We start from the raw sequence: 19,608 nt of genomic DNA on the forward strand, positions 1-19,608 counted from the left end.
CTATGATGACGCCCCATGCCAATTGCCGATCAAAACATCTGCATAACTAAGTGGATATATCGATCGGCAGCAGAGCGCACACGAAGCAGCAGGCGCGCACTTCCGGCCACGCCATTCCACGCAAATAGCACTACCGTTCGCCAGACGCGGCCAGATGCATTTCGAGCGCCATTCTGACCAGGCGGCTTCGCCCACGCGAACGCCCGATCCAGCGTTCCACTGATGAGACGCAGTGGCTTACCGGCACCCTCTACCGGAAACCGGTCCGCGATCCTATCTTCCATCCATGCAAACGAGGCCGTTCAGGCCGGAAGACAAGGATTCGCACCATGAAGAAGATTATCGGCAAGTACAGCAACCCCAGCCAGCACTGGGTCGGCGACGGTTTCCCGGTTCGCACGCTGTTTTCGGACCACACGGTGGGCCGCCATCTGAGCCCGTTCCTGATGCTCGACCACGCGGGCCCCGCGCAATTCGATCCGACCACGCAACAGCGCGGCGTCGGCCAGCATCCGCATCGCGGCTTTGAAACGGTGACGATCGTCTATGAGGGCGAACTCGAACACCGTGACTCGTCGGGCGGCGGCGGCAAGATCGGCCCGGGCGACGTGCAGTGGATGACCGCGGGCGCGGGCATCATTCACGAGGAATTTCACTCGCGCGATTTCGCCAGGTCGGGCGGCACGCTCGAGATGGCGCAGCTTTGGGTCAACCTGCCCGCAAAGGACAAGATGACGCCGCCGCGCTATCAGACGGTGCTCGCGGACACGATTCCGTCTGTGGAATTGCCCGGGAAGGCCGGGACCGTGCGCGTGATCGCCGGCGAATATGCGGGCCATGCCGGGCCGGCCCTCACCTTCACGTCCATGGACGTCTGGGACATGCGCGTGAAGGGTGGACACGACACGCGCCTCGTCTACCCGGCAGGACGCTCGCTTGCGCTCGTCGTGCTGCGCGGGCGCATCGTCGTGAACGGCAGTGAGCAGGTGGGAGACGGCGAGCTGGTGCTGTTCGAGCGCACGGGCACCGACGTGCAGATCGACGCGTCCAGCGACGCGACGATCCTGCTGCTCGGCGGCGAGCCGATCGACGAGCCGGTGGTCGCGTATGGCCCGTTCGTGATGAACACGGCTGAAGAGATCCGCAAGGCGGTGCTGGACTTCAATAGCGGCCGCTTTGGGCAGATCGCGAAGGAAGCGGCACCGGGCGTGCAGTAACAGCGCAATGCGCGCGCGGCGGTTTGGCTGGGCAAGCCGCCGCGCGCGATCTCGTCGTTGCGCGCCACATGCGTGGTGCAAACAGGTATGCAGGTCGAGACGTTTCCTACGGGCAGGATACCTTATCGAGTGGACAGGACAGCATGGCATACGGCGGGCGCAGTGCCATCCTTGAGGCCGGGCTTCGCGAGATCGAACTGGCTCTCGCGAATTCGATGCGTCAGATCGATGCCTGAAATCCTGGCCGCGGCGCTCCTGAACCCGCTCCTGAACCCGCTCCTGAACCGTTTTAAACCGGGCATCACATGCCGGGCAAACCGCTCACGCGCGTAACCGGTTTGTTCGCCGCTTACTGTTTTGCGGTAAGGCCAAACGCGTAGAGCTTGTGACTGGTGCCGTCGTACGGCAGGCCGAGCACCTTGGTGTGGTAGCCAGCGCCCCAGTACACCGAGCCGTCGACAATTGCCGCACCCGACACCACCGCGCCATTATTCGCATAACTCCACTTGATGGCACCGGTAGCCGCATCGAGCGCATACATGCTCGTGCCCGTGCCGGCCAGCGAACCGGCATAGACCACGCCATTGGCAGCCGACATCGCCACCGTGTCCATCTTGCCCTGCGGGTCGGCCGTGCGCCACAGCACCTTTCCGGTAGCAGCATCGACCGCCGCCCAGATGCCGCCGTTAGTGGTCTTCTGGCCATTCGGACCGTTGTCAACGTCGATCGATTTTCCGTCCAGGTTGCCGATCGAGACGTAAATACGCTTGCCGTCCGCAGCCGTACCCCACAGCATACCGCCCAGCAAGCTGCCCGGACCCACCTGGGTATGCCAAATCACCTTACCGGTCTTCGGATCGAGCGCCCAGTACACGCCGCTTTTTGCGCCCGCGCCCACTAGCGTCCTCTCCTTGCCGTCGATGGTGGCCTTGAACAGGTTTGGCCCCGCGCCGAAATCGTAGTCCGGACCATCGTTGTGGTCGTAGTTGGTCGACATGTCGGCCGCCAACGTGCGGCTATGCCAGACCACCTTGCCGGTCTTCAGATCAAGCGCGACGAAGCTGTCGATCATGTTGGCCGGCGTATCGGGTTCACAGTTCTTCTGGGTCGGATAACGGCAGTGGCCGGGCGGCACCGAGAAATTGTTGCCGGTGGTCACGTAGAGCAGGCCGGTTTCATGATCGACCGCAGCCGTGTTGCCCCACACCGAGCCGCCGGTATAGCCCTTCGGTACCGTATAAGTCTTCCACAGCATTTTGCCGGTCTTGGCGTCGAGGGCAACCACGGCGCCGCGGTAAGTCGGCTTGTCCTTGAGCGCTTCCGCACGCGACGAGATGCCGACATAGACCATGCCGCGATCGACAATCGGCGATTGGGTGATGATCGCGGTCGGATCCGAATCCACCTTGGTCCGCCATAGTGGTGCGCCATCCTCGGCCTTGGCAGCCAGTATGAACGCGCCGGTCGGGTTGTTTGCTATCTGTGTGCCCTGACCGAAGATCAGCGTGTCTTCCCAGTACGCCGGACTGGTGCGCGAAGCATCGTTTTCGATTCCGCTGTAATCAGTAATCTTCTTCTTCCACTTCACCTTGCCGCTGGCAGCATCGACGGCCCAGAGCGAGCCGCCGAAGTCCGGCACGTACACAGTGCCGTTGGCTACAGTCGGCGTGGCCGAGACGTTGCCGTCGGTATCCAGTGTCCAGCGCGGCGTGAGCTGTGAAACGTTGTCGACACCGATGGTGTGCTCGTCCGGCGCGGTGCGCGTGTTGTCGACGCCCTGGCCGGCGAAGACCCAGTCCGCGGCCGCAATCGGGCCGCTTGCAAACATGCCGAACAGTGCGAGCGCTCCGACCATGGCTGGCGTGCGCTGGCACCATGAGGTCACGAGCCCAGCGTTTTGTTTGTCGCATTTTTTCATGACATCACCTTTACCGAGAGATCTGTGATTGATGACCGGCCGATCAGCAACGGCCCGCGTTGCAAACGCTCGATCGAAGCGGGGCGGAGGGGAACGACAGCAACATTCAGCGATGCGAGACGTACATCGTGCTTTCAAAAACCGGGACGAAGATCGGTATAGCCGGGACGGATCCACGTGGTGCAGTATCTTTTATGAAATTTAGAATTAATTTGCAAAATACTTAATCCGAATTGGAACGCAAACCCGTCGCGATCAGCATCACGTAATCAGTGTAGGCGACACGGCTCTGATGCGATGGGGGGGCCCCGCGCATCAAGACGTCGCCGTCACATGCGATGCAGGGCGTCTGCCGCGATGCGGCAGCTAAAAGGCGGTATGAATACCGACACGTGCTATTGCCTGGTTCGCACCATCCGATGCACCTTGCGGATCGAGCACGCCATTGATCTGCGCGGCAGCGCCGCTGCTCGCGCGTTGCCAGACCCCACTCACGTACACCATCGTGCGTCTGGAGAGCCAGTACTGGACCGAAGCCGTGAACTGGTGCGCGTGGTTGTTGTCGAGCGTCGCGTTGCCCTTCATGTAGAGGTAGTCGGCGCCGACCAGGACCGGGCCGCCTGTGCGCCACACCACGCCCGCCTCGCCCATCCAAACGGCGCCGCCCGACGCGGAATTGCGTACGGTCGTGAAGAGCGCGTTCGCGGTAAGCGCGCCGAAGCCGTAGTGCGTGCCGATACCCCAATTGCGCACACTCGCCGCCTGCGCGCCGGGCTGCGCCCCGTATTTCACGTTGGTATAGGCGGCGTCGGCACCGGACGGACCGCGCGTGTAATCGATGCCGAGACTCACCGTGTTGTTCGCGCCGAACGATCCCGGCACGCCGCCGAAGCCGTAAAGCGCGCCGGCGCGCAAGCCCCCGAACACCGGGCTCACGTACTTCACCGAGCTCGCCACGCGCTGGCTGCCTGCCAGCCGGTCCCAGTCGAACGCCCCGGTCGGATTGCCCGGCAGCGCGAGCTTCTGGAACGGTCCGTTGCGCATGTTGTAGAGGCCGCCCACGTCGCGCGCCGCGTCATCGCCCGTGAAGAACAGAAAATCGGGCATGAAGTCGTATTGGTTGCCAAGCGTGAGCGTGCCGAGACGCACATTGTCGAGCCCCACGTAAGCCGTCCGCCCGAACAGGCCGTTGCCGATTGTCGCGCCATTGGCCATCGAGAACTGGTCGAGCAGCTCGAACACAGCGTGGGTACCGCCGCCAAGGTCCTCACCGCCGCGCAGGCCGAAGAGGTTCGGCGTGTAGATGCCGTCGTCGAATTTCATGTTGCCGTGTCCGCCCTCGTTGCTCACGTAGCTCACGCCCGCATCCATCATGCCAAACAGTGTCACGCTGCTCTGCGCGTGCGCCGACGTTGCGCACGCCGCCAATACGGCCCCGGTTGCTGCGCGACTCAGCGTGCACTTCGCGGCACGCATTTTCCGGTTCCCCATCGACTGCCCCTGTTAATTTACGTACCTGATCAATAACCGTGGAGCTTCGGCCCGACCTGCCGGACACAGGCGCCGTCAGGCGCCCGCTTCGCCCTGTCCACTAGCGTTCGGTGTTCTCGAAGAAATAGTCGGGCACGTCCGGGCCCCACAGATATAACGAATCCTCGGGCGGATGGTTGCCGCGGGGCCATTCGGTCCCGGCCCCCACGTAGTCGATATCGGCCGAATATTCCCAGTACGATCCCCAGGGGTCGCGCACGTACTGAAAGTAGTTCGACCCGAGCACATGACGCCCGACACCCCAGCCCTGCTTGTATCCAGCGTGCGCCATCTGCATCTTGCCGAGCCCCACCTCGTCGACCGTGGGAACGTCCCACGCGCTGTGGTGCCAGCCCTTCGCGTCGCCCTGTGCAAACGCGACCAGATGATGATCGCTGCCATGCCTTGCATGGAGGAACGCGACGATGCCCTCGGAGCCATCGGAAAGCCGCAGGCCGAGTGCGCGCTCGTAGAAGGCGACGGCACGCGATACGTCCGGCGTGAACATCAGCACGTGCGAGAGACGCGTCGGGCAGGCCTGCCCCGCTTGCGCCCTGAAGCTCGCTCCACGCAGCCTCGGCAGTTTCGCTTCCTGGCGCACGGTGGGTTTGCAGCCGGGCGAGGTCTTTACGCCCGGCCTGACCTGAAGGAGATTGCCGTCCGGATCCTCGAACCAGAAACCGTCCGGGGACGCGAGCGCCGGCGCCGATGCCTGCCGCCCTCCCGCGCCCAAGATCTGTTCGCGCAACGGCTCGAAGTCGTCGGCGAAGCAGTTGAACGACAGCCATGCGAGCCGCTTGCGCGGGCCCTGTCGAACGCTGACCCAGACATGGGCGCTCGCCGAAGCACGCAGCAAAAGCTGCTCATCCTGTGCTTCGATAGCGAAGCCGAACGCGGACAGAAAGCGCCGCGCCTCGGCCAGGTCCGGCACCTCGAGTGCGAAGTGGTCGATGCTATGCACGCCAAACGCAGCGCGATCCGTTGTTGACGATGCCATGAATACCCTCCCTCACACGCCGACCGTCGCGGCGGCGACATGGGCAGCGCCCTGCACGCTCTCACCGGGCGCCTTGCCGAGTATCTGCGAGAACACGCGCCGCAGCTCGCCCACGGGATCGGCGGCCAGCGTCTCGGCACGCCATGCCACGAAGCGGTCGGGCCGAACCAGCAGGCAGCCATGATCCTCGATCTCGCGCTGTCTCGCCCAGTCGCCATAGGCGTCGAATGTCCCGGTTCCATGCGCAATGGACACCGCGTTCACATCGACGCCGAACGCCTCGCCCATCTGCTTCGCCGCGTCGATCCACGCCTCGCCGCCGGCCCCGGTGAGCACCGTGAACGCGCCGTGCCCGACCAGATCGAGCGTCGAGACGAGCTCGCGCTCACGCTGTATCCACGCGTGCGGGATCGAGGCACCCGGCGTGGTCGTGGCGTGATAGTACAACTCCGGATCGCGGCTCGGCACGGGAAACGTCGCGCCGTCGCGTACGATCGCCGGTGACGTATAGCGCTGCCCCAGCTCGACGCCATGGCAATTGAATTGATAGTTCTGCAAATCGATGGCAACGGCCAGCGCCTTGCGGCGCGCGCGGCCAGTTGCGCCATCGGACAGCAGCTCGTCGAGCGACTTCCATCCGTCCGCTGCGCTCTGCCCCTCGGCGAAACCGAGCGCTTGCGCGATCGGCCGCATCTCGCCCACCGACTGGATGGCGCGCTTGACCACGCCCTCGGCAACCGGCTGGCGCTCGTCCGAATAGGTCTGCAGCAGCGCGGGCGAAGCCTGGCCCTTGACGATCATCGCCAACTTCCACGCGAGATTGAAGCCGTCCTGGACCGAGGTGTTCGAGCCGAGCCCGTTGGCCGGCGGGTGGCGGTGCGCCGCATCGCCCGCGATCGCGACGCGCCCCTTGACCATATTGCGCGCGTGCATGCGGTTGATCGTCCACTTCGAGACAGCCTTCACGCGAATAGGCACGTCCGGGTCGCCGATGGTCGCGCGGGCGCGCGCGATCACGGCTTCTTCGCTCAGGTCGGGCTCGCCGTCCTTCGGGTTGTACATGAACAGCAGCACCCACTCGTTCCACGGCCGCACGCAAATCCAGGTGCCGCTACCCACCCAGTAATCGCTGCCGGGCTGGCACATCCAGTACAGCACGCCGGGCCGATGCGCGGTGTACTTCGTGAGGTCGGCCTCGAGCCAGCAATTGACCGCGCAACCGAGGCCCATCTCGCCGTCCAGCTCGAAGCCGAGCTGCTTGACGACGAGGCTCTGCGCGCCGTCCGCGCCCACCGCGTAGTCGGACACGATCTCGAACTCCTCGCCCGTGAGCCGGTCGACCACGCGCGAGTACACAGCTTCGTCGGTCTGCCGGATCGACACCAGCTCCGTGTTGAACAGCATCTTCGCGCCATACTCACGCGCAGCCGTCAGGATGATGGGCTCGAGCAGATGCTGCGGCGCATTGCACATCTGCGAGGGACTCGCGGCCTCGTAATCGGACTTGCGCTTGATCCCCGTGCCCCATGTTTGAAGGCGTGCGAATTCCGTGCCGGCGAAGCTCGTTGCCCACACATTGTTGCTCATCAGCTCGTGCGGGGTCGCCAGCGCGCGCACGCGCTCCTCGATGCCGAGATCGCGAAACACCTCCACGGTGCGCTGATTCGTGATGTGCGCGCGCGGCGAATGCGCGGTGCCCGGATAGCGCGTGATGGCCAGCACCTCAACGCCGTATTTCGCCAGCAACGCGGCGGTCGTCAGCCCGGCGGGACCGGCCCCCACCACGAATACGGGTACGCGAATCTGTCTCATGTCTGCTCCTGTGTCCTCTGTTCTTTCTGGGCCGCTCGTGGCCGCCCGTGCGATCTGGTTCGATCTTTTGCGATCTGGTGCGATACCGTGCCGTTGCGCCCGCGCGCTCAGCGCTGCGGGGCTTCGTCCCGCACGACGTTGCGCAGCACGCCGAGACCTTCGATCTCGACCTCGCACACGTCGCCCGCGCGCATGATGAGCTTGGGCTCGCGGGCCCAGCCGATGCCGGCCGGCGTGCCGCTCACGATCACATCTCCGGCTTCGAGCGTGATCGCTTCGCTGATCACGGCAATCAGGGTGGCCACGTCGAACAGCATGTCGTCGGTGTTGGCCGACTGCACGACCTTGCCGTTCAGGCGCGTTTCCAGCTTGAGCCCCTTGCCGCCCGCCGGCACCTCGTCGGCGGTCACGAGCGACGGTCCGAACGCGCCCGTGCCGTCGAAGTTCTTGCCGACCGTCCATTGCGGCGCCTTGAACTGGTATTCGCGCACGGAGCCGTCGTTGAAAACCGAGTAGCCGGCCACGCAATCGAGCGCTTTCGACAGCGGAATGTGGCGGCCGCCGCGCTTTAGCACCACGGCCATCTCGCCTTCGAAGTCCAGCGAATCGGACACGAGCGGCCGGATCATCGGTGCGTCGTGCGCAATCAGGCTGGTATTGAAGCGTGGAAACAGGGTCGGATATGAGGGCTGTTCGTACGGGCTTTCCTTCGTATGATCCGCGTAGTTCAGACCCACGCAAATGATTTTCCCGGGCCGCGTCAGGGGCGGCAGCAGCGTGACGTCGCTCAGGTTGTACTGCGTGCCGGCCGGCCGCTGGGCATTTGCCCAGTCGACCAGATCCACGCCTTGCGCGAGCAACTGCTCCAGCGTCGCGTCGCCCAGCGACACGATCGCCGAGCCTTCGAGCAAGCCCAGCAGACGGGTCTTTCCATCGGGCGAAAAATTCACGTAATGCATGACGACTCCAGTTCAGGTGAGGGGCGACGACTAGCGCGCCGCCGTTGGATACAAAAGTACAAAATATATATATTTTAGTCTTTGATCGTTAACCCTGAGTTCTGCATACATACGTGTTTCTGAATATAATCAAGCCCACACGCAGGAGAACCTTGTGGACATCACGCTCGAGAACGCAGACACCGGCGCATCGCGCACCATGGCATCGGTGCTGGCGGACGCCATTCTTCAGGACATCGTCACGGGCGCGCTGCCGCCCGGGTCGAAGCTCAAGATCCGCGAGCTGGCGGACCGCTATCAGGCGGGCGTCATTCCGTTGCGCGAGGCCGTTTCGCGGCTCGCGATGAGCGGGTTCGTGGAGGCGGAGGACCAGCGCGGCTTCCGGGTCACGCAGGTTTCGCACGAAGATCTCGAAGATGTGACTTCTGTGCGCCAGTGCATTGAATCCGAGGCGTTGCGCGATGCGATCGAGAGCGGGAATCTCGAATGGGAAGGCGCCGTGCTCTCGGCGTTCCATCAGGTGAACAGTCTGCCGACAGTGACAGGCGACCCGCCGCGCATGAACCCGGCGTGGGAGCGCGCTCACGACCATTTCCACACCACGCTGCTCGCGGGGTGCCGCTCGAAGTGGCTCAAGCATTTCGCGGCCACGCTGCGCACCCAGACGGCGCGCTACCGCCATATGTCGTTGCGCAGCGAGCACGCGGTGGAGCGCAACGTTGCCAAGGAGCACGAAGATATTGTGAAGGCCGTGCTCGCGCGCGACGCGGATCTCGCCTGCGCGCTGCTGAGCCAGCATTTCGCCGTCACGACCCAGCTGGTGCTCGAGCGCACGGCCGAACCCACCACTGCCCGGAAGAACACGGCGGCCACCGCCCGCAAGCGCCGCGCGGCATCCTGAATCCCCGCATGATCGGGCGCTACGGCGCCTGAAGCTGCCGTACCCTGCCCCGTGCCCCCGGCGCTCGCCGGCGGCCGCTCTTTGCGCACGTGCATCCATCGCGCCGGCATGTGCGCGTTCCCTCGCATCCTCTCTCATCGCCCCCGCTCGCCATCGCGACGCGCAAGGCTTCGCTTGCGCGTCGCGATGCGCTGCACCCGCCCTGCGCCTGACATGACCTCTGTGCCGCCTCGATTCCGGCATCTGCATACATCCCTATCACTTCAATAGTTTTTATCTTTTTGTATATTTTTATTTCTAACGTATATTCATCGACAGATCGGAGCCCGCCTTCGGGAGGCTCCATCGGACACCGAACAATATATGGAGGAAGACGATGCATCACAGCTTGAAATGGGCCGGGCGTGAGACGGCCGCGCCCGCGACGCAGCCTGCCGCTTGCGACGGCGAATACGATGTGATCGTGGTAGGCGCGGGCGGTGGCGGCCTGCCTGCCGCGCTCTTTGCGCGCTGGCTCGGGAACTCGGTGGCGCTGGTGGAAAAAGCCGACGTCGTGGGCGGCACGGCGCGCAAGGCCGCGTTCTGGTACTGGGTGCCGAACAACCGGCCGATGCGCGAAGCCGGGCTCGTCGACGACAAGGACGACTGCCTGCGCTACATGGCGCGGCTCGCGCGCCCCGAACGCTACCAGCCCGATGCACCGCTGCTCGGCCTCGAGCCCTGGGAATACGAAGCCTTCGAAGCCATCTACGAAAGCGCCTCGCCGGCGGCGCAGGCGCTTCACGAGCGCGGCGCGCTGCGCTACCGGCATTGCGCCGACGTCACCGACTACTGGGCCGAGATGCCGGAAAACAAGGCGCCGCGCGGCCGCGTGCTGCTGCCCGCGGATGCGTGCGAGTCGATGTCCGATGGCGGGAAGGTCGCGGTCGAATCGATGCAGGCCGCGGCGCTGCGCGACGGCGTGCAGATCATGACCGGCGTGCGCGTGCAGCGGGTCATGCGCAACGGCAAAGGCGAAGTCGCCGGCGTGCAAGCCACGCGTGCGAGCGGCGAGCGGCTCACGCTCGGTGCGCGCAAGGCCGTGATCTTTGCGACCGGCGGCTTCACGCACGATCTCGCGCTGCGGGCGAATTTCCTGCATGCGCCGTTCGTCGGAGGCTGCGCCGCGCGCAGCAACGAAGGCGACTTCGTGCGCATCGCCAGCGCGGCCGGAGCCCAGCTGCGCAACATGAACTACGCATGGATGTGCCCGGTCGCGCTCGAACGCGTGGCGGCTGGCGGCGACGATTTCACCGGCACCTTCTCGGTCGGCGGGGACTCGATGCTGTGGGTGAACAAGACCGGACAGCGCGTCGTCAACGAGAAGCTCGCCTACAACGAAATCGCCCAGACCTTCTTCGAATGGGACCCGCAGCGTGCCGAGTATCCGAACTTCGTCCAGCTCGCCATCTGGGATCAGCGCAGCCAGCAACATTGCGCCAGCACCGAGTATGGCCGGCTGATCCGTCCGTCGGCAGGCAACGAAGCGTTCGAGCTGCGCGGCGAAACGCTCGACGAGCTAACCGACGCGATTCGCGAGCGCCTGGAGAAGTATGCACACCTGACCGGCAACGCCCGGCTCAGCGACGATTTCATCACGAATCTGCATGCGTCGATCGCGCGCTTCAATACGTTTGCGCGCGAAGGCAAGGACCATGATTTCCGGCGCGGCGAGCGTCTGGTCGAACGCATGTTCAACGGCCCGACCGGCGAGCCGCTCGAACACGGCAACCCGACCCTGTACCCGCTCTCCGACACCGGGCCCTACTACGCGGCGCTGGTTGCCGGCGGCACGCTGGACACGAAGGGAGGGCCGATGACCAATGCCAGCGCGCAGGTGCTGGACGATCTTGGCGTGCCGATTCCAGGCCTGTACGGCGTGGGCAACTGCGTCGCCTCCGCCTCCGCGCGCGCCTACTGGGCAGGCGGCGGCACGCTGGGGCCGATCATCGCGTTCGCGTGGCGCGCAGCCCATGCGGCGCACGACGAAGCCATCAAGCACGCCGCGCCTGCCGAAGCCGCCCTCGGCTGAGCGCGCGCCCGCATCACGACATCTTCAAGCCGTTCCTATCACCCCGTCGCAGCGGCATTTGCCATCCGCTGCGCATTTCAAGGAGACACCCATGCAAATCCAGTCGATGACCGATGAGCAACGCAAAGCCGTGGCACTCGAATACTTCAAGCGCATGGATCGCGGCGACGAGATCCTGAGCCTCTTTGACGAGCATGCCCAGGTCTATTTCCCGAAGTGGGGCATCGCCAGCGGCCGCAGCGAGATCGCCAGGCTGTTCGACGACCTGCTCGGCATTCTTGCCGAAATCGGCCATGACGTGACGTATGCCAATTTCATCCAGCAGGGCGATCTCGTGGTGGTCGAAGCGACCTCGCACGGCCGGCTCAAGAGCGGCGAAACGTGGCGCGCGGGCACTTCCCACGCGGGACGCTGGTGCGATGTGTTCGAGATCCGCGACTTCAAGATCCAGCGCTGCCACATCTATCTCGACCCGGACTATGCCGGCGCCGACACGGCGCGCTACCCGTGGCTCGCGAAAGACAGCGCGCGACGCTACTGATGCGCGCGCGGGTCCGGTGTTTTCCCTTTACGCGAAACAACATGGAGCAAGGAGCACGATCATGAATCGATTCGAAGGCAGGACCGTCGTCATTACTGGCGCTGCACGCGGCCAGGGGGCGGCCGAGGCGAAACGCTTTCATCGCGAAGGCGCAAACGTGGTATTGACCGATCTGCTCGTGGAAGACGGCGAGGCCCTCGCGCGCGAGCTTGGCGAACGCGCGGCCTTCGTCGAGCACGACGTCACCGACGAGGCGTCGTGGATACGCGTCTTCGAGCGCACCACGAGTCTGTTCGGGCAATGCGACGTGCTCGTCAACAATGCCGGCATCTACCGGCCGGCGGCGCTCGGCGATACGACGACGCAGCTGGCCGAGCAGCACTTTCGCGTCAACCAGCTCGGCACGCTGCTCGGCATGAAGCACGCGATCAAACCCCTGAGCGCGAGCGGACGGGGGGCGATCGTCAATATTTCGTCCGTTGCCGGGCTGCGCGGCTTCGCCAATGCCATTTCATACGGCAGCACCAAATGGGCCGTACGCGGCATGACCAAGGTCGCGGCGGCCGAACTGGCGCCGCACGGCATCCGCGTGAACTCGGTTCATCCAGGCTTCATCGCCACCGAGATGCTCAAGGAGAACCCGGACGAAACGAACCGGATTGGCGCTGAAGCCGCACCGCTGAAGCGTCACGGCACGCCCGACGAGGTGGCCGCACTGGTGGCCTTCCTGTCGAGCGACGAGAGCGCGTTCATCACGGGGGCCGAGATCGCGATCGACGGCGGCTGGGCAATCTAGACGCTGCGTGCGGACACCTGCGCATCGCGCGCTGGTGTCCGCCACCCCAAACCGCGAGGCCAATCGTCATATTTAATTAGTATTCCAAATATTTTAATCCATTGACTTCTTGCAATTCGCGCAGACGAAGACGTAAGGGGAGACACCTGATGCTGCAAGATAGAAAGCGCGCGCGGCGCCTGGCCGGTTGCGCGGCAGGCATGCTGATCTGCGGATCGGCGCACGCGCAAAGCCAGGTCACGCTGTTCGGCCTGATCGACGGCGGCCTGCTCTACACGAGCAAGACACTCGACGCCACCACGGGCGCCAACGCCGGCAAGCAGTTCTCAATGATCGACGGCGGTTCGTCGTATTCGCAGTTCGGCATACTCGGCAGCGAGGATCTCGGCGGCGGACTGCAAGCCAAATTCAAGCTCGAAAGCGGGATCAGCATTGCCAACGGAGCGATCGCGCACTGCGACGGCAACCTGTTCGGCTGCGAAGCGTGGGTCGCGCTCGAGAGCCGCTACGGCGAAGTGAAGACCGGCCTGCAATTCTCGCCGTTCTTCCTCGCCCTGTACGCGTCCGACCCACGCAACATGTCGTTCTTCGGCAGCGGCGGCGTCAATCTCGTCGACAACCTGCTCGGCACGAGCATTTTCAGTGCAAGCTCGGTCTCGTACACGAGCCCGGCACTCTGGGGCCTGCAGACCAGTCTCCTGTATTCGTTCGGCGGCAAGCCCGGCGATTTCCGGGCGGGCCGGCAATACTCCGCCAGCGTCAAGTATGAGTATGGCGGCCTGATGGTCAATGCAGCGATCTTCGACAGCAACAGCGGCAGCGCGAATCCCACGCCCACACCGACCGACCTTGCCGCCGAGGGCCGCACGCTCGGCGCGGCGTTCAAATTCGGCGCGGTCACGGTGAAGGCGTCGTTCGTCAACTACAAGGTCGCCGGCTCGTTCGACAACAACGTCTATGGTGGCGGCCTGTCGTGGTACGTGACGCCCGCGCTGGACCTCGACGGCGGCGTGTGGGTCACCAGCGACCGCAATCACACGGCCAATCATTCGCTGCTGGCCGCGCTGGGGGCGAGCTATTTCCTGTCGAAGCGGACCACGCTCTACGCGCAAGTCGCCTCCGTGGACAACCACGGAGCGATGAACACGGGCTTGTCGGTCAATGGCGCGCTCTATGGCGTGTCCGGCAACACGGTGGGCGCCACGGTCGGCATCCGCCACTCGTTCTGATCAGGGAGAAAATTCGTTGAAATCCGCTTACCTGGCCATTTACCCGGCCATTTACCCGGTTGCGCTCTGCATGGCCTTTTTCATGGCGGCGAGCGCCATCGACGCACATGCGCAAGCCGCCAACGGCGACTTGCCGATGGCGTCGCAATCCATTGCGGCGAGCGACGCCGTAATCACCAAAGACGCGAAAGCCGCGAAGGCCGCCAACCGGGCGCTGCGCAAAATAGTCATGCGCCAGCTTTCACGCACGCGCGGGCTCGATGTCGACGGCATCAACGTCACGGCTGTCGACGGCGTCGTGACGCTGCTGGGCACCGTGCCCGACACCGGCCAGATCGATCTGGCTGCCGACGTGGCGCGTGACATTGCGGGCGTCCAGGCGGTCCGCAACGGCCTGACGCTGCAGACCAACGCAAAGTGAGGCAAAGCCGGCCCGCAAGGCCGGCCTGCCACGCTCCAGACGAGCTTCACGCCTCGTCGATCTGCCCGAACCGGTGCGCGAGGAAATCGATGAGCTTGCGCACGGAAGGCAGCAGCCCCCGGCGCGAAGGGAACACCGCGTGAACGATACCGCTTTTGGGCAGCCACTCCGGCATGACCTTCACGAGCGCGCCGCTCGCGAGCTCGTCCGTCACCATCATGTCCGGAAGCTGGACAATGCCCACGCCCGCGGCGGCGGCCTGGCGCAACGCGGTCATGTCGTCGGTGATGAAGCGCGGCGTATGGCGCACCGTCGCCGAGGTCCCGTCGGCGCCGTCGAACTGCCACACGTGCTCATATGTTGGCGGCCCCAGATCGAGCGTAGGCACGCGCGCCAGGTCGGCAGGCACGCCCGGCATGCCGAATGCCTTCAGGAACGCCGGCGATGCCACGAGGCACCAGCGGCGCTCGGCCAGCACGCGCATCACGAGGTCGCTGTCCTTCAACGGCGGCGGGCGCACGCGGATCGCCACGTCGACACCCTCGCCGATCACGTCCACCACGCGGTTGGTGGCTTCGAGATGAACCGTGACACGCGGCGTTTCGGCCATGAAGTCCGCAAGCATGGCGCCGATGCGCGCGTGCAGGATCGCCACGGGACACGTCACACGAATCACGCCCTGCGGCTCCGAGCGGTTCAGCTCGATCGAGCGTTGCGCGGCCTCCGCCTCGATCAGCATGGCCCGGCAGTGGCCGTAATAGATCTGCCCAATCTCGGTCACCGTGAAGCGGCGCGTCGAGCGCTGGATGAGGCGCACGCCGAGCTGCTCCTCGAGCAGGCCGACGCGGCGGCTCAGTGTCGACTTCGGGATGCCGAGCGCCCGCCCTGCCGGCGCAAACCCCAGGTGGTCGACCACCTGGGCGAACAGATAGAGATCGTTCAGATCCTGCATGGCACCGTTGTGGATCGTTCCATTTTCGAGACTCAGAGGATAACGCAAGCCGACTACCGCATCCGCGTGCACTGACCTACGCTAGCGGCTATTCACATTCGCATCGTTGCTCGTCTGAATCGCGAGCCGGGCCCACGTCATGAAGCCATTGAGCAGTGAGCAGATCCAGGCGTTCCTGTTGACCGTCGAATGGCGCAGCCTCACAGAGGCGGCGCGGCGGCTGAACCTCTCGAAGTCCGTCGTCAGCAAGCGCGTAACCGACCTCGAGCGCGATCTGGGCGTGCAGTTGCTGCTGCGCTCGCCGCGCAACGTGCAGCCGACCGAAGCCGGCGTCATGTTCTACGAAGCGGCATCCGATTCGATGCGGCGCCTGAACGACATCGTCGAGATCCTCACCGAGCAGTCGAACGGGCTGTGCGGCGACCTGCGCGTCACCGCGCCGGTCAGCCTGACCCAACGCTGGCTGGGCGACGCGATCGGCCGCTTCGCCGCCGCGCACCCGCGCCTGCATGTCTCGCTGGAGCTCGACGACCGGATGCTCAATCTGGAGGCGGAGCGCATCGACATCGCGGTGCGCGTCGCGCGCTTGCCGGACAGCTCGCTGATCGCCCGGCGCCTTGGCGTGAGCGAGCGCGTGGTGGTGGCGAGCCCGGACTATCTGCGCGAGCATGGCGCGCCGCGCTCGCTTGCCGACCTCGGCGCCCATCGTTGCCTGTGCTACAGCAATGTTCCCGCATCGCAGACGTGGAGCTTCCAGCCGCCGTCGCCGCACGGCAAGCCGCGCACGGTCGCGCCGGCCAGCGCCTTCGCGTCGAACAACGGCGACGCGCTGCGCGATGCCGCCGTGAGCGGGGTCGGGCTGGCGGTCCTGCCCACCTTCATTGCGGCACAGGATCTCGCGAACGGCACGCTCATTCGCGTGCTGCCCGACGAGCGCCCCGAGGACGACATCATCTACAGCGTGTATCCGCGCAGCCCCTTCCCTTCGCAGAAGCTGCGCGCATTCACGGAGCATGTGCGTCTCGCGCTCGTCGATTGTCCGTGGGACAACGTGCTGAACGTCGCTACGGAAGCGGGATAAAGCCATGACAGGGGGTGAACGCTGCGCCACGCTTAGCCATGCACGGGTGGGCGATTGCTCCCGACACGGACCACCGCGTCGATGGCACAATCTTCCTGGCCGGCACGCTGCCCGTGCCAGGCTCCCCCGACTCAACCGGCGCCTCTCGCCGCCGCCCGCTTGCGGACGCCCGGCGGCACGAGAAACGCCTCGCACCGAGGATTGAACCATGCCGCTCGCCACCGCCACCGCTCGCCTTGCCGCCGATGCGCCCAACTACGTCGTCGCCCTCGAGGCCGGCCACCACGCGCTGACCGGCGACGAAGGCCCTCACGAAGGCGGCGAGGATCGCGGCCCGGCGCCGTTCGCGTTCGTGCTCTCCGGGCTTGCCGCCTGCACGGCCGCCACGCTGCGCATGTACATGCAGCGCAAGACGTGGCCGAACGCGACGATCGGCGTGGAAGTCAGCCTGCACGCCGAGCACGACGGCACGCAGTACATCCGCCGCGGCGTAACCGTCGAAGGCGTGGACGAGGCGCAACGCGCACGGCTTGCCGAGATCTGCGAGAAGACGCCCGTCACGCTCTTCATCAAGCGCGGCACGCGCATCGACACGACGCTGCACGCGGCGTGAGACAAGCCTGACCATTCGGCATCCTGAATAAATAGACGCGTGATCGACAGGTATTCGAGTGGTGGGTGCCGGAGCGTGGATTCAAAATGCATATAAATCGCTCCGGCATTGGCGCCTGTCCAGGGCATTAAACGGCGTATTTTTTGCCGAAATAGAACTTTCACAATAATTTCAGCAACAAGTACCGATACGCGCTTGCCGCACGCGTCGCCATTTAACAATCTCTATTAACCGGAACGGTTCAGCGATTCAATTATCCGATAAAATCCGTACCCGAGAATCGGATGAGAGAGTCATCCGCACAAGAATTTGAATGAAAAGGGGCGTGATGGACGCGCAAGACCGGGGAGCGGGCCTCTCGGGGGAAAACATTCCCGCAGGCATGAGGCGGCGGTTTTTCGACAAGCCGCACGCGGCGGTTATTGCACGCCACGCGACACGCGCCGGCCATTAAAATCATGCAGTTCCGGAAATCAGCCTCGCTGCGCCATTATCTGCCCATATTGCTGCCCGCCTCGCTGCTGCAGGCCGCCATGCTGTGCGCAGTGCCCACCCCTGCCCGTGCCGATTGCATCGACGATGCGGCATCGTTTCAGCACGTCAATGTGAGCCTGATGCGTGCCATTGCACAGGTGGAATCGGGCACGCAAACCCACGCCATCAACACCAATAGCGACGGCACGGTCGATATCGGCCTCATGCAGATCAACAGCTCCTGGCTGCCGCGCCTCGCTCGCGAAGGCATCTCGGAGCAGAGCCTGTTCGATCCGTGCACGAATGCGTACGTCGGCGCTTGGATACTCGCGGAGAATATCCGCCAGTACGGCCCCACGTGGAGCGCGATTGGCGCCTACAACGCCTCGTCGCCCGACAAGCGTCTCGCGTACGCCCGCAAGGTCTACGCCACCGCGCAATCCATCATCCGCTCGCCGGACTCGCCCATGCCTATCCTTCCGCCGTCGTATGTGCCGCCCGAGACCTATAACCCGTTCGCGACGCTGCAGGTCAATCAGGTCAAGATGAACACGCCGCGCGGCGCGCAAGCCATGCCGGCGTCGGCACCGGCATCGGCACCGGGAACGCCTGCCATTTCGTCGGCCTCGCCGGGCGCCTACAACTTCGGCTGGATCACGAGCGGCGCGGACGCAGCGAAACCCGTGCAGGTATTCGACGACGGCACCAAGGTCTACGTCCAGTTCAGCGACATGAAGCACGTGCCGGCCATCTTTGCGGAAACGCCGCGCGGGCGCGTCGTGCTGCGCTGGGAGGCGCAGCCGCCCTATGCCGTCATTGCATCGCCGGAGCGCAAGCTGGTCTTCCAGATCGGCTCGGCCGAGGCAATCGCGCAGAAGACGAGCGCGGGCGCAGCCGCGGGAACCGCGACGGCGCAAACCCCGGCTGCCAACGCGACCGCCGCGCCGAAGACCGCCGCCGCGCGCGGGGCATCGAGCGTGTCGACGGACGCGCTTTGGTATGTCACGGCGTCGTCGCCGGGCAAAGCGCCTGCGGCGAGCTTGCCCGCGCCACAGGCCAACGTGGGCACGGCACAGACCACGCCAGCGAGCGTGCAGCAGACAGCACAATCGGCACAACCGGCACAACCGGCACAATCGGCACAACCGGTCCAGACGGGCAGCGCCAGCCCGACTCCGGCGCCCAGGCCGCCAACGACCGCTCCCGGAACCAGCGCCCTCTGGTACGTCACGAAGTGACCTTCCCGCACGGCACGCTGCGCTGAGTCGGGCGCGCCAGCGGCGGCCCCGCCCCGCTGCGACACCTTGCCGATCAAGCGTCCGGGTCCGGCTCGCAGGGGTAGACGATCGTTGCGTCGGGCTGAATCACGGCGCCTGCGCTCAGCCGGGCGGGTTCGAGACGGCCAGCGCCCATGATGTGGAAGACCGTCTCGCCGCGCGCGATCAGATAGTCGGCGATGATGCGCCGGTGGCACCGCCACCACACAGCCTCGGAGCACATGACCGCGCAGCGCCGGGCGCGCCCCAGATCGATCACGCGATCGAGGCCCGCGTGGAACTCTGCTGTTAGCGCGTAATCGGCGTAGTGATGAAAGCTCTTGTTGGTCCAGAAGCCGTTGACGTCCGCGGGGACCGTCCGCGTTCTTCCGCGCAGGCCGCCAAGCGCCGCCTCATGCTCGTACCCGATGTCGAATGGTTCGAGCGCCTCCGGAAGCGTTGCTTCGTTGAACTGAGGGTTGGCTCTCGACCCCGGCATTTTTCTCACGTCCGCGACCACGCCTATCTCAGCGCCGGTCAACAGGCCGATGAAGTCGTCGAGGGTGTGGTCGGAGTGGCCGATCGTAAAGAACGGGAGCGTCACGTGTCGCCTTCGGCTCAAAGCAGTTGAAGAACCCGGCCCCGGTGAGCGGCAATATGGTCGGTCTTGTCGCTCTTGATCTCGTACTGGGGATCGTCCGGCGAAGCACGATGCGTATGGCCCTTATAGTCGAAGTCCGGCGCTTCGACTGCCAATCCCTTGCCGCCGCAATCATATGCATCGGCTTATTCGATGCATCGTGCTGCACGAATAGTGTGCTCCTTTCATTATGCCCCTCG

17 protein-coding genes and 1 pseudogene are annotated in these 19,608 nt (G+C 64.8%); 10 read left to right on the forward strand and 8 right to left on the reverse strand.

The annotated features are described in order from the left end of the window. Positions 1-329 precede the first annotated feature (329 nt). The gene (locus EYW47_RS27420) at positions 330-1,217 is read left to right on the forward strand and encodes a pirin family protein (RefSeq protein WP_133197976.1); all 888 of its coding nucleotides are present in this window, start codon (positions 330-332) and stop codon (positions 1,215-1,217) included. Between the two features lie 349 nt (positions 1,218-1,566). Here the strand turns inward: EYW47_RS27420 and EYW47_RS27425 are convergent, their stop codons facing one another. From EYW47_RS27425 to EYW47_RS27445, 5 genes are all read right to left on the reverse strand, one after another. Continuing rightward, complete coding sequence (locus EYW47_RS27425; protein WP_133197977.1) at positions 1,567-3,135, reverse strand: outer membrane protein assembly factor BamB family protein; 1,569 nt, start codon at positions 3,133-3,135, stop codon at positions 1,567-1,569. Positions 3,136-3,501: 366 nt separating this feature from the next. Next, a complete protein-coding gene (locus EYW47_RS27430; RefSeq protein WP_133197978.1) occupies positions 3,502-4,611 on the reverse strand; it encodes a porin in 1,110 nt (369 codons plus the stop codon). 115 nt (positions 4,612-4,726) lie between these two features. After that, positions 4,727-5,662: a VOC family protein gene (locus EYW47_RS27435; RefSeq protein ID WP_133197979.1), complete on the reverse strand. Its 936-nt coding sequence runs from the start codon at positions 5,660-5,662 to the stop codon at positions 4,727-4,729. A gap of 12 nt (positions 5,663-5,674) precedes the next feature. Next, complete coding sequence (locus EYW47_RS27440; protein WP_133197980.1) at positions 5,675-7,474, reverse strand: FAD-dependent monooxygenase; 1,800 nt, start codon at positions 7,472-7,474, stop codon at positions 5,675-5,677. 107 nt (positions 7,475-7,581) lie between these two features. Next, positions 7,582-8,433, reverse strand: coding sequence for a fumarylacetoacetate hydrolase family protein (locus tag EYW47_RS27445; protein WP_133197981.1), 852 nt, complete (start codon positions 8,431-8,433; stop codon positions 7,582-7,584). 154 nt (positions 8,434-8,587) lie between these two features. On the opposite strand from EYW47_RS27445, the gene EYW47_RS27450 reads away from it, so the two are divergent. The 6 genes from EYW47_RS27450 to EYW47_RS27475 all read left to right on the forward strand — a co-directional run bounded on the left by EYW47_RS27450 (position 8,588) and on the right by EYW47_RS27475 (position 14,392). After that, positions 8,588-9,334, forward strand: a complete 747-nt coding sequence (locus EYW47_RS27450) for a GntR family transcriptional regulator (protein ID WP_133197982.1) — start codon at positions 8,588-8,590, stop codon at positions 9,332-9,334. 376 nt (positions 9,335-9,710) lie between these two features. Next, a complete protein-coding gene (locus EYW47_RS27455) occupies positions 9,711-11,405 on the forward strand; it encodes an FAD-dependent oxidoreductase (RefSeq protein WP_133197983.1) in 1,695 nt (564 codons plus the stop codon). Between the two features lie 91 nt (positions 11,406-11,496). Further along, a complete protein-coding gene (locus tag EYW47_RS27460; RefSeq protein WP_133197984.1) occupies positions 11,497-11,946 on the forward strand; it encodes a nuclear transport factor 2 family protein in 450 nt (149 codons plus the stop codon). A gap of 61 nt (positions 11,947-12,007) precedes the next feature. Further along, positions 12,008-12,742 carry an SDR family NAD(P)-dependent oxidoreductase gene (locus tag EYW47_RS27465; RefSeq protein ID WP_133197985.1) on the forward strand — a complete coding sequence of 245 codons (735 nt, stop codon included), beginning with the start codon at positions 12,008-12,010 and terminating at the stop codon, positions 12,740-12,742. A gap of 149 nt (positions 12,743-12,891) precedes the next feature. Then, positions 12,892-13,971, forward strand: a complete 1,080-nt coding sequence (locus EYW47_RS27470; protein WP_133197986.1) for a porin — start codon at positions 12,892-12,894, stop codon at positions 13,969-13,971. 16 nt (positions 13,972-13,987) lie between these two features. Beyond that, on the forward strand, positions 13,988-14,392 hold the full coding sequence (locus EYW47_RS27475; RefSeq protein ID WP_165976689.1) for a BON domain-containing protein: 405 nt from the start codon (positions 13,988-13,990) through the stop codon (positions 14,390-14,392). A 46-nt stretch (positions 14,393-14,438) separates the two neighbouring features. Here EYW47_RS27475 and EYW47_RS27480 read toward each other — a convergent pair whose 3' ends face one another. Continuing rightward, a complete protein-coding gene (locus EYW47_RS27480; RefSeq protein WP_133197988.1) occupies positions 14,439-15,344 on the reverse strand; it encodes a LysR family transcriptional regulator in 906 nt (301 codons plus the stop codon). Between the two features lie 139 nt (positions 15,345-15,483). Between EYW47_RS27480 and EYW47_RS27485 the strand changes: the two genes are divergently transcribed. From EYW47_RS27485 to EYW47_RS27495, 3 genes are all read left to right on the forward strand, one after another. Then, on the forward strand, positions 15,484-16,425 hold the full coding sequence (locus tag EYW47_RS27485; protein ID WP_133197989.1) for a LysR family transcriptional regulator: 942 nt from the start codon (positions 15,484-15,486) through the stop codon (positions 16,423-16,425). 208 nt (positions 16,426-16,633) lie between these two features. After that, positions 16,634-17,038, forward strand: a complete 405-nt coding sequence (locus tag EYW47_RS27490) for an OsmC family protein (protein ID WP_133197990.1) — start codon at positions 16,634-16,636, stop codon at positions 17,036-17,038. Positions 17,039-17,496: 458 nt separating this feature from the next. Then, positions 17,497-18,750, forward strand: coding sequence for a lytic transglycosylase domain-containing protein (locus EYW47_RS27495; RefSeq protein ID WP_133197991.1), 1,254 nt, complete (start codon positions 17,497-17,499; stop codon positions 18,748-18,750). 73 nt (positions 18,751-18,823) lie between these two features. On the opposite strand, the gene EYW47_RS27500 is transcribed toward EYW47_RS27495, so the two are convergent. Together EYW47_RS27500 and EYW47_RS27505 are read right to left on the reverse strand one after the other, a co-directional pair. Further along, on the reverse strand, positions 18,824-19,372 hold the full coding sequence (locus EYW47_RS27500; protein WP_133197992.1) for a DUF488 domain-containing protein: 549 nt from the start codon (positions 19,370-19,372) through the stop codon (positions 18,824-18,826). A 14-nt stretch (positions 19,373-19,386) separates the two neighbouring features. After that, positions 19,387-19,512, reverse strand: a pseudogene (locus EYW47_RS27505) (hypervirulence associated TUDOR domain-containing protein); the annotation flags it as partial. Positions 19,513-19,608: the final 96 nt, after the last annotated feature.

This window comes from Paraburkholderia silviterrae (genome assembly GCF_004353915.1).
GTDB lineage: Bacteria > Pseudomonadota > Gammaproteobacteria > Burkholderiales > Burkholderiaceae > Paraburkholderia > Paraburkholderia silviterrae.

Bases quoted from the DNA above. Each gene is read 5' to 3' on its own strand.
- EYW47_RS27420 (WP_133197976.1), top strand. From the start codon at position 330: ATGAAGAAGATTATCGGCAAGTACAGCAACCCCAGCCAGCACTGGGTC.
- EYW47_RS27425 (WP_133197977.1), bottom strand. From the start codon at position 3,135: ATGAAAAAATGCGACAAACAAAACGCTGGGCTCGTGACCTCATGGTGC.
- EYW47_RS27430 (WP_133197978.1), bottom strand. From the start codon at position 4,611: ATGCGTGCCGCGAAGTGCACGCTGAGTCGCGCAGCAACCGGGGCCGTA.
- EYW47_RS27435 (WP_133197979.1), bottom strand. From the start codon at position 5,662: ATGGCATCGTCAACAACGGATCGCGCTGCGTTTGGCGTGCATAGCATC.
- EYW47_RS27440 (WP_133197980.1), bottom strand. From the start codon at position 7,474: ATGAGACAGATTCGCGTACCCGTATTCGTGGTGGGGGCCGGTCCCGCC.
- EYW47_RS27445 (WP_133197981.1), bottom strand. From the start codon at position 8,433: ATGCATTACGTGAATTTTTCGCCCGATGGAAAGACCCGTCTGCTGGGC.
- EYW47_RS27455 (WP_133197983.1), top strand. From the start codon at position 9,711: ATGCATCACAGCTTGAAATGGGCCGGGCGTGAGACGGCCGCGCCCGCG.
- EYW47_RS27460 (WP_133197984.1), top strand. From the start codon at position 11,497: ATGCAAATCCAGTCGATGACCGATGAGCAACGCAAAGCCGTGGCACTC.
- EYW47_RS27465 (WP_133197985.1), top strand. From the start codon at position 12,008: ATGAATCGATTCGAAGGCAGGACCGTCGTCATTACTGGCGCTGCACGC.
- EYW47_RS27470 (WP_133197986.1), top strand. From the start codon at position 12,892: ATGCTGCAAGATAGAAAGCGCGCGCGGCGCCTGGCCGGTTGCGCGGCA.
- EYW47_RS27480 (WP_133197988.1), bottom strand. From the start codon at position 15,344: ATGCAGGATCTGAACGATCTCTATCTGTTCGCCCAGGTGGTCGACCAC.
- EYW47_RS27485 (WP_133197989.1), top strand. From the start codon at position 15,484: ATGAAGCCATTGAGCAGTGAGCAGATCCAGGCGTTCCTGTTGACCGTC.
- EYW47_RS27490 (WP_133197990.1), top strand. From the start codon at position 16,634: ATGCCGCTCGCCACCGCCACCGCTCGCCTTGCCGCCGATGCGCCCAAC.
- EYW47_RS27495 (WP_133197991.1), top strand. From the start codon at position 17,497: ATGCAGTTCCGGAAATCAGCCTCGCTGCGCCATTATCTGCCCATATTG.